The organism is Streptomyces sp. LS1784 (genome assembly GCF_020103755.1).
In the GTDB taxonomy this organism is placed as follows: Bacteria; Actinomycetota; Actinomycetes; order Streptomycetales; family Streptomycetaceae; genus Kitasatospora.
In genome coordinates, this window is sequence record NZ_JAHSQD010000307.1 from 1 (window position 1) to 9813 (window position 9813).

The 9813-nt window shown below is 72.4% G+C and carries 8 protein-coding genes; 2 read left to right on the forward strand and 6 right to left on the reverse strand.

Features of this window, described 5'->3' with window-relative positions; genetic code table 11:
* Nucleotides 1-384, reverse strand: a 384-nt coding sequence (locus KS423_RS28350; protein ID WP_224282616.1) for an MFS transporter, incomplete at its 3' end; no start/stop codon positions are given.
* Nucleotides 385-440: 56 nt separating this feature from the next.
* On the opposite strand from KS423_RS28350, the gene KS423_RS28355 reads away from it, so the two are divergent.
* Nucleotides 441-1109: a TetR/AcrR family transcriptional regulator gene (locus tag KS423_RS28355; RefSeq protein ID WP_224282617.1), complete on the forward strand. Its 669-nt coding sequence runs from the start codon at nucleotides 441-443 to the stop codon at nucleotides 1107-1109.
* 422 nt (nucleotides 1110-1531) lie between these two features.
* Entirely contained in the window at nucleotides 1532-2719 is a 1188-nt protein-coding gene (locus KS423_RS28360) for an alpha/beta hydrolase (RefSeq protein ID WP_224282618.1), read from the forward strand.
* A 346-nt stretch (nucleotides 2720-3065) separates the two neighbouring features.
* Here KS423_RS28360 and KS423_RS28365 read toward each other — a convergent pair whose 3' ends face one another.
* The 5 genes from KS423_RS28365 to KS423_RS28385 all read right to left on the reverse strand — a co-directional run.
* A complete protein-coding gene (locus tag KS423_RS28365) occupies nucleotides 3066-3266 on the reverse strand; it encodes a hypothetical protein (RefSeq protein ID WP_224282619.1) in 201 nt (66 codons plus the stop codon).
* A gap of 7 nt (nucleotides 3267-3273) precedes the next feature.
* Entirely contained in the window at nucleotides 3274-4023 is a 750-nt protein-coding gene (locus tag KS423_RS28370; RefSeq protein WP_224282620.1) for an SRPBCC domain-containing protein, read from the reverse strand.
* 30 nt (nucleotides 4024-4053) lie between these two features.
* Nucleotides 4054-5331 (reverse strand): cytochrome P450, encoded by a 1278-nt coding sequence (locus KS423_RS28375; RefSeq protein WP_224282621.1) that lies wholly within the window; start codon nucleotides 5329-5331, stop codon nucleotides 4054-4056.
* A gap of 11 nt (nucleotides 5332-5342) precedes the next feature.
* Nucleotides 5343-5558 (reverse strand): MbtH family protein, encoded by a 216-nt coding sequence (locus KS423_RS28380; protein ID WP_224282622.1) that lies wholly within the window; start codon nucleotides 5556-5558, stop codon nucleotides 5343-5345.
* A gap of 5 nt (nucleotides 5559-5563) precedes the next feature.
* Nucleotides 5564-9813: non-ribosomal peptide synthetase (locus KS423_RS28385; protein ID WP_224282623.1), on the reverse strand; the 4250-nt coding region annotated here is incomplete at its 5' end.

The window sequence follows — 9813 nt, forward strand, 5'->3', positions numbered from 1 at the left end:
GAACGTGGTGGTGAGCATCGCGAGCGCGGCCGGGGCGGCGGCCGCGGCGCCCAGGCCCTGCCCGGCCCGTGCGGCGACCAGCTGCCAGGGCGCCTGGGCCAACCCGCCCGCCAGTGAGCACAGTCCGAACACGGCCAGGCCCAGCACGAACAACCGACGCCGACCGTACAGGTCGCAGGCACGACCGCCCAGCACCAGGAGCCCGCCGAAGGTGAGTGCGTAGACGTGCACGACCCACGACAGGTCGAGCGGCGCGAATCCCAGCGCTCTGCGGATCGCGGGCAGCGCGACATTGACCACCGACATGTCCAGGGCGAAGACGAACTGCGCGACGGTCACCACCGCCAGCACCAGGCCGGGGCGACCGGGGGAGTTTTTATACATGTAAGGAAAGTAACCCAGAGGCTCTGCGCTGTCGAGGCCTGGGGGATGATGAGGGCATGCAGCAGCCCTCCGCACCCCGCAAGGCCACCGGCCGACCTCCCCGCATCTCCCGGGAGGAGGTCATCGGGACGGCTCGCCGGATCGTGGCCGAGGAGGGCGTCGAGCGGCTGACCATGCGGCGCCTGGCCACGGAGATCGGCAGCACGCCGATGGCGCTCTACCACCATGTGCGCAACAAGGAGGACCTGCTCGTCCTGCTGCTGGACGACTACGCCTCGCGGACACTGCACCGGACCGAGCTGCCGGCCGAACCCCGGGAGCGGGTGGTCGCTGCAGCAACTGCGATCCACGAGGCCCTCGCCGCCTGCCCGTGGATCGTGGAGGTGCTGACCGCCGACGACCTGATGTCCACCCACGCCCTGTGGTTCGTCGAGCAGATCATCGACGGCTTGATCGCTTGCGGCCTGTCGCTCGAAGGGGCCGTGCAGGGCTACCGTGCGATCTGGTACTACACCGCCGGAGAGATCATGGTCCGCGCAACAGCGACCCGGCGCCGCATGGGGGTTGACCGCCCGACCTACCGGCAGCAGGTCTTCGCCGATCTCGACCCGAGCGACCTGCCTCGCCTGGCACAGATCGCGGACCGCTGGGAGCCGCTGACCGCTCAGGACACCTACCAGGACGGACTCCGTTCCCTGGTGGACGGCCTCCTCACCGTGCGCTGAGTAGGCGATGGTGTGGTTCAGCCGGTCTGACGATTCTCGGCGGAGACCGCTCATGTCAGTGGCGCCCCGCTGAACCACCGGGCACGCCCCGGAGACAGCTCCACGGACATGTGCGGATCCCGACCGAAGCCGACGACACGGTGGCGACTGGCCCCGGTCTACGGCTCGCCTGGAGATGCGACGGCCCGTTCATCCTGAGTACCTGGTCTCCGGACCAGGCGTGTGGCGGTGTCGAGGCGGGTCCCGGCCTGCGCGGGGGTACGGCATTCGCACGATGCTCGCTGCCCGGTTCTCCACCATGCGGCCGAGCATCGCGGGCTCCCGTCATCCTCGGAGGCGATGTGCTGCTCCATCGCGGAGATGACATCGCCTCAGCCTTCTCGGCGAGGTCGCATCACCGTTCTGCGATCTACCGTTTCCGCATGACCAGACTCCGTCGTACCGCCGTGGCCGCCGTGCTCGCACTCGTCCTGCCGTTGCCGATCGCCGGGACGAGTTCGGCGCTCGCGGCGCCCGGGCCCGTCGCCACCGCCGCCCCCGTCGCGGAGGCGTCCACCGCAAGTCTCAACCTGCCCCGGCCGACGGGGTGGCAGCCCGTCGGCCGCAGCACGCTGCACCTGGTCGACGGGGACCGCCCGGACCCGTGGGTGCCGTCCGCGGGGGCGCGGCAGTTGATGGTGTCGATGTACTACCCGGCCCGCCCCGCGACGGGCGGGCCGGCGACCCCGTACCTGACCACCGAGGAGGCCAGGTTGCTGCTGGACTTCCAGGTGCCGGGCGGCAACGTACCGTCCGAGGCGGCCACCGGCCTCCACCCGTGGGCCCGCACCGACGCGCGCCCGGCGTCGGGCAGGTTCCCACTCGTCGTCCTCTCGCCCGGGTTCACGCTTCCACGTGCCACGCTCACCGGCCTCGCCGAGGACCTGGCCAGCCGCGGGTACGTCGTCGCCGCCGTCGACCACACCTACGAGACCTCCGGCACCACCTTCCCGGACGGGCGCACCCTGACCTGCGCCATCTGCAGGGACCCGGCCCCCGACACCTTCGCGGCCGTCCCCCCGAGCCGGGCCAAGGACATCTCCTTCGTCCTCGACCGGCTGACCGGCCCCCGCCCGGCCTGGCCGTACGCCCACATGATCGACCGGGACCGGATCGGCATGGCCGGGCACTCCATCGGCGGTAACTCCGCCGCCGGCACGATGGCCGCCGACCAGCGGATCCGCGCCGGGGTCAACATGGACGGCAAGTTCTTCGATCCGTTTCCCGCCGGCGGGCTGGGCGGACGGCCCTTCCTGATGCTCGGCACCCAGTCCGTTCACAACCCCTCGGGCTGGGACACCAGTTGGAACGATGCCTGGGCGCGAATGGACGGCTGGAAGCGCTGGCTGTCCGTGACCGGTTCCGACCACGGGAGCTTCACCGACGGTCCGCTCATCGGGGCTCGCGCGGGCCTGCCCGACCCCGAAGCGACGCTCGCCCCGCTGCGCGCCGAGAAGATCACCCGGGCCTATGTCGGCGCCTTCTTCGACCTGCATCTGAAGGGCATCCCGCAGCGGTTGCTCGACCGTCCGTCGGCGGCGTACCCGGAGGTCGTCTTCCAGCAGCCCTGACGGGGCCTTCTTTCCTTTCCGGAGGGTGTGTTCCTGCCGTTCCCGCCGCGCCGGAGAGGCGCCCGGTGGAGTGAGGCAGCACGCCGCGGCGGCGGGACCGTCCGCGGTGATGTGAGCCTCCCAACCGGCCCCAGCCGCCTGGCACGCCCCCTGAGAAACGGCCTTCGGCACAGCGGGAGGAGCACCCCTACCAGTACGTCATCGTCCCGGGTCAGCGCCGGCCGAACACCGTCTCGGCCTCTCACCGAATCCGAAACGGACATCTGGCCCTCGCACGCGAGTCGGCCGGGTGCCGTCCAGCGCGACTGTTCGCTGACGGCACCCGGCCTCGCGGACCGCGGGAGTCCTACCAGCGGCTGCGCGACGGCGCCGGGTTGAGCTTGGCGCTGAGCGCCGAGAGGAAGGTCGGGAGCTTGTCGACCATGGCCTTGGGGACCGGGGTGGTCTGGACGCTGCCCCTCCGCACGTCCTCGACAACGAGCGTGTAGGTGCCGTTCTCCTCGACGAGTTCGGCGGCGAAGAGCAGGGTTTGGGTCGAGGTTTCCATCGGGGTCCTAGGCTTGGGGGTCGTTGAGCCAGGCGGTCCACGCCTTGGTGGCCTGCTGCTCGTCGGCGTCCTCGGCGAACAGGTGGTGGCCCAGCCAGATCGGCACGTTCCAGGTGCTGCCGTTGAAGAACCGGTACAGCGCGTCGGGGCCGCGCAGGCCGACGAAGTCGGTGCTGAGCCAGTCCACGACCACCTCCACGGGGCCGCCGTCCGGGCCCGGGACGAGGAGTGGGAACCGGTCGCCGACGGCCGCGTCGTCGGCGAGGCCGAGGCGTCGGCGCAGAGTGGCGAAGTCGACCGGGTCGGCGGTGGGTTCGGGGCGCTGGGCCCTGACGTAGACGGCGGGGCGGCCGGCGAAGTGCCGCAGGTACTCGGCGAGGGCGTGCTGGTAGAAGTCGACGTGCTTCTCGGCCGCGTCCGACTTGGCGTCCCAGGCCCAGGCGTCGTCGACGACGCCCGTGTGCACCCAGTGGATTCCCATCCGCAGATGGCTCGTTCCCCCGTCTACCGGCTCGATGTGGTAGCTGAGCGTGTTGGAGAACCCGCCGTCCTGGGTCGCCCGGACGGCGAAGTGGTGCGGCGGCTCCCACGCCACGACGGTGGCATCACCCCGGGTGGCCTTTCCGCCGACGCGCGGCTCGACCTCCATCGGGTACAGCCAACCCAGGTTTCCGGCGCCGGTGGCGACCGCGTGCCAGACCTGCTCGGGTGTGGCGGGAAGGTCCTGCTCCCTGCGGACCTCGAACTCTCGGGCCATGGTGGGTACTCCTTCATCGTCGTTCATGGGTCAGTAGGTGAGCGGGAGGGCGCTCAGCCGCCGTTGCAGCGGGTTGGGCCGCCATTCGAGGGCGGCCCCGTCGGCGGCCTCGTCGGCCAGCCGCAGCCGTGGGAACCGGCGGACCAGCGTGCCGACGGCCACCTCGGTCTGGAGTCTGGCCAGCGGGCCGCCGAGGCAGAAGTGCGGGCCGTGGCCGAAGCTCAGGTGCCGGTTGCCGGGGCGGGACAGGTCGAGCCGTTCGGGGTCCTCGAAGCGCTCGGGATCGCGGTTGGTCGAGGCCAGGAACAGGTACACCAACTCCCCCTCCCGCAGCGTCCGCCCGCCGATCCGGAGGTCCTCGGCGACGACCCGGACGATCGCCTGGGTCACCGTGTCGTAGCGGGCCAGTTCCTCGACGGCGGTGCGGATCAGCGCCGGGTCCTCGCGCAGCCGGGCCAGCTGGTCCGGGTGGCGCAGCAGGGCGAGCACGCCGTTGCCGATGAGGTGGGTGGTGGTCTCGCCGCCGGCGGTGATCAGGACGAAGCAGGTGGACAGCAGTTCGGAGTCGGTGAGCCGGTCGTCGTGCGCCTGGGTCGCGACCAGGGCGCTGATCAGGTCGTCGCCCGGGTCTGCCCGACGCCGGCGGACGAGCCGGGCGAGGTACTCCTCGTACTGCCCGATCGCCTCCTCGGACTTGTCGATGTCCTCGCCCAGCCGACTGAAGCGGCGGAACCAGGTCTCGACCTGCGGACGGTCCTCGGGCGGGATGCCGAAGAGCTCGCAGGTGACGGACAGCGGCATCGGGGCGGCGACCGCCCCGATCAGGTCCATCGTCGGCCCCGCCGCGACCGCCTCGTCGACGAGCCGGTCGACGATGCGCTGGATGCCGTCGCGCAGGGCTTCGACGCGCCGGGCGGTGAAGGCCCGGTTGGCCAGCTTGCGCAGCCGGGCGTGGTCCGGCGGGTCGGTGTTGGTCATCACCCGGCCGAGCCGGTCGGTGAGCCGGCTGAGGGCCTTCAGGTCGCCGCCGAGTGCGCCGTAGGCGCGGGTCATCCGGTCGCGGTCGTTGGACAGCCGCAGGTCACTGAGCGCCGCCTCGACGTCGGCGTACCGGGTGAGGTACCAGATGCTCTGGGCGCTGCGGTGGACGGGGCTCTCGCGCCGCATGCGGGCGTAGAACGGGTACGGGTCCCGCCGGGCCTCGGGGGTGAGCAGCGCCGCGGCGAGGTCGGCGGGCGGGCCGGGGTGGGCGGACGGGGCGAGGCCCGCCGCGGGGCGGGCCTCGTCCGTGGTGTCGGTCGGGTTCACTACGCGCCGCGCTACCGCTGGGCGTCCATGGCGTCGGCGAGGCTCCTGGGCCGCATGTCGGTCCAGGACGTCTCGACGTACTCCAGGCAGGCGGCGTGGGTGTCGGGGCCGTGGGCGACGGTCCAGCCCTCGGGGACGTCCGCGAACTGGGGCCAGAGCGAGTGCTGGTTCTCGTCGTTGACGAGCACGAGGAAGGTGCCGTCCTGGTCGTCGAAGGGGTTGGTCATGGGAATCAGTCCTCCTGGTGGGAATGGGTGGTGTCGCCGGTCGCCTCGGTGATCCTGGCGGCCAGGATCGGTCCGATCTGGGCCAGTGAGCCGGCTTGGGTCATCCGGTCGTGCCGGGTGGTGATCTCGTGGGACTCGATCCGGCCGGTGACGTACGGACGCCAGATCTCGGGCTTGGCGTTGTCCTCGGCCCGGTCGATCGTGGAGTTGAACAGCAGCAGGTCTCCTTCGAACCTGCCGGGGACGAAGTCGACCGCCAGCTTCGCGTTGTTGATCATGATCTGGACGATGACCTCGATCTGCCGCTCGGTCAGGCCCTGCAGCGCGCTGCCCCGCCGGTTCAGGACCTCGGCGACCTCGGTGTAGGTCACCACCTGGTCGCCCAGCTCGTCCGGGTCGACGTCGAGCACACCGACGAGCACGTCCCGCTCGGTGGGCACCGGCACCTCCTCGAACTGCACGTCCTTCACCGGGTAGGCGTCGAGGATCGCCAGCAGCGCGGTCCGCTCGCCGCGCGACTGCAGCTCGCAGGCCACCGCGTGGGCGACCAGCCCGCCCGCGGACCAGCCGAGCAGCAGGTACGGGCCCTCCGGCCGGATCTTCTGGATCTGGTCGGCATAGTCGGCCGCCATCTCCTCGAAGGACGTCGGCAGCGGTTCGGGCCGGCCGAGGCCGCGCGCCTGGATCGCGTAGACCGGGTGCTGCGGGCCGAGGTGGTTCAGCAGCCCGCTGTACGACCAGCTGATGCCGCCGCCGGGGTGGATGCAGAACAGCGGCGTGCTGGTCCCGGTCGAACGCAGCGGCAGCACCACGTCCAACGCGTCGTCGGGGTTGTCCATGACCAGGCGCTCGGTGAGACCGGCCACGGTCGGTGCCTCGAACAGCATGCGCAGGCCCAGCTCCAGGCCGAGGGTCTCGCGGACCCGGGAGGCGAGGCGGGCGGCCAGCAGGGAGTGCCCGCCGAGGTCGAAGAAGTTGTCGTCGATCCGCACCTGCTCCCGGCCGAGGACCTCGGCGAACAGGCCGCACAGCAACTGCTCCTGCGGCGTCCGCGGGCCGCGCCCGGCATCCGACACCCCGTACTCGGGGGCCGGCAGGGCGGCCCGGTCCAGCTTTCCGTTGGCGGTCAGCGGCAGCGCGTCCACGGTGACGAACGCCGCCGGCACCATGTAGTCGGGCAGTTCACGGCGCAGCCGGCCGGCCAGCTCACCCGTCTCGGGCGTGCCCTCGGGGGTGGGCACCAGGTAGGCGACCAGCCGCTTGTCGCCCGGCCGGTCCTCACGGGCGACCACGGCCGCCTGGGCGACACCCGGACAGCCCGCCAGGACCACCTCGATCTCTCCGGGCTCGATCCGCAGGCCGCGCAGCTTGACCTGGTGGTCGGCGCGTCCGGCGAACTCCAGCGTGCTGTCGGGACGCCACCACGCCAGGTCGCCGGTGCGGTACATCCGGCTCCCGGGCGGCCCGTACGGGTCGGCGGTGAAGCGCTCCGCCGTCAGGCCGGGCCGGCCGAGGTAGCCGCGGGCCACGCCCGTCCCCGCGAGGTACAGCTCGCCGACCATGCCGGTCGGCACCGGCCGCAGCCGGGCGTCGAGCACGTAGGCGCGCATGTTCGCCATCGGCCCGCCGATCGGCACGGTCGCGGCGTACTCGGGGAGGCTGCGCACCGGGTGGCAGGTCGCCAGGGTGGTGGCCTCGGTTGGCCCGTAGCCGTTGACCACCTCGATGCCGGGGCAGGCCGCCAGCACCCGGGCGACGGCGGCCGGGGAGACCACGTCACCGCCGGTCCACACCTCGCGCACCCCGGCGAGCAGGCCCGGCCGCTCCTCGGCGACCAGGCGGAACAGGCCCGCCGTCAGCCACAGTCCGGTCACCCCGTTCGCGGTGAGCGTGTGCTGGAGCAGGTCGAGGTCGAGCTGCTCGGGCGGTGCGACCACGACCCGACCACCGTTGAGCAACGGCACCCACAGCTCGTAGGTGGAGAGGTCGAAGGCCGTCGGGGAGTGCATCAGCACCCGCTCGTGTCCGCCGCCCCGCCATTCGGGAGTGAGCGCGAGGCCCACCACGTCACGGTGGGTGACGGCCACGCCCTTCGGCCGGCCGGTCGAGCCGGAGGTGTACATGATGTACGCCAACTGCCCTGGTTCACAGGAGACTTCCACGCAGGAGGAGTCAGGCTCGGACTGCACCAGTGCGGTCAGCACCTCCTGGGTGAGCACCAGGGCGGCCCCGCTCTCCCGCAGGATCAGGTCGATCCGGGAGGAGGGGAAGCGCGAGTCCAACGGCACGTAGGCGCCGCCCGCCTTGATGATCGCCAGAATCGCCACCACCAGCTCCGCCGAGCGGTCCAGCATGACCGCGACCGGCGTCTCCGGCCGCACGCCCTGGCGGATCAGCGCCCGTGCCAGGCGGTTGGCCCGCAGGTCGAGCTCCGCGTACGTCAGCTCGACACCGCCTGCCACGACCGCGACCGCCTCCGGAGTGGCCCGCACCTGGCGGGCGAACAGCTCCGGCACCGCGGCCTCGGGCAGCTCGGCCGGGGCGCCCTTGGATCCGGCGAGCAGTCGGCGGCGTTCCTCGCCGGACATGATGTCGATCCGGCTGATCGGCCGGTCGGGGTCGGCGACCGCCGCCCGCAGCAAGCGGACCCAGCGCTCGAACAGCAGCTCCACGGTGGGCGCGTCGAACAGGTCGGTGGCGTACTCCACCGCGCCGACCAGACCGTGGGACCCGCCGTCCGGGCGGAACTGCTCGGCCAGGCTGAACGTCAGGTCGACCCGCGAGGTCCCGGTCGGCGCCCCCAGGTGGCCGGTCTCCAGCCCCGGCAGCGCGAACTCACCGATCGGCGCGTTCTGGAGGGCCAGCATGATCTGGAACAGCGGGTGGTGGGCCAGCGACCGGGTGGGGTTGACGGCTTCGACCAGGTACTCGAACGGTACGTCCTGGTGGTCGTACGCGGTGAGCGCCTTCTGCCGGACCCGGCCGAGCAGTTCGGCGAAGCCGGGGTCGCCGCTGGTGTCGGTGCGCAGCACCAGGGTGTTGACGAAGAACCCGACGAGCTCGTCCAGCGCCTGGTCGGTGCGGCCGGCGATCGGGCTGCCGATCGTGAGGTCCGTGCCGGCGCCGAGCCGGGTGAGCAGGGCGGCGAGGCCGGCCTGGAGCACCATGAACAGGCTGGCGCCGCGCTGTGCGGCCAGGTCCCGCAGCGCCTGGTGCAGTTCGGCGTCCAGGCGGACCACCACCTGGTCGCCCAGCTGGGAGGCCACCGGCGGCCGGGGCCGGTCGGCCGGCAGCTGCACCTGCTGCGGAATTCCTGCCAACTCATCCTTCCAGTAGGCCAGTTGCCGGGCGAACAGGCTGTCCGGGTCGGCGGCGTCGCCGAGCAGGTCGCGCTGCCAGGCGGTGTAGTCGGCGTACTGCACCGGCAGCGGGGACCACTGCGGTTCCTCGCCCCGGCAGCGGGCCGCGTAGGCCGCGGCCAGATCACCGGAGAGCGGGCCCATCGACCAGCCGTCGGCGGCGATGTGGTGGACCACGACGAGCAGCACGTGCCGCTCGGGGGCGAGCACGTACAGCTCCGCCCGGACCGGCGGCTCCGCAGCGAGGTCGAAGCCGCGTTGGGCCGTCTCCGCCAGCCGCTCGGCCAGCCGGCGCTCGTCCAGCTCGACCACCGGCAGTGCCGGGTGCGCCCGGTCGGCGCTCAGCACGACCTGGTACGGCACGCCGTCGCTCTCGCGGAAGACCGTCCGCAGGCTCTCGTGCCGGGCGACCACGTCCGCGAGCGCGGCGTGCAGGGCCGAACGGTCGAGGCCACCGGTCAGGCTGAGCGCGAGCGGCATGTTGTAGGTGGCGCTCGGCCCGTCCATCCGGTGCAGGAACCACAGACGGCGCTGGGCGAAGGACAGCGGCACGCGCTCCGGGCGGGGCCGGGCGGTCAGCGCGGGCCGCGCCGCTCCGGAGCCGTCCAGGCGAGCCGCCAACCCGGCCACGGTCGGGGTCTCGAACAGCGTCCGGACCTCCAGCTCCGCACCGAGGGTCGCCCGGACCCGGGAGGCCAGGCGCGTCGCCAGCAGCGAGTGCCCGCCCAGGTCGAAGAAGCTGTCGTCGACGCCGACCTGCGCCAGGCCGAGCACCTCGGCGAACAGCTCGGCAAGGAGCTGCTCCTGCGGGGTGCGCGGCGCCCGCCCGGCCGCGGCCGGGCCGAGGTCGGGGGCGGGCAGCGCGCGGCGGTCGAGCTTGCCGCTGGCCGTCAGCG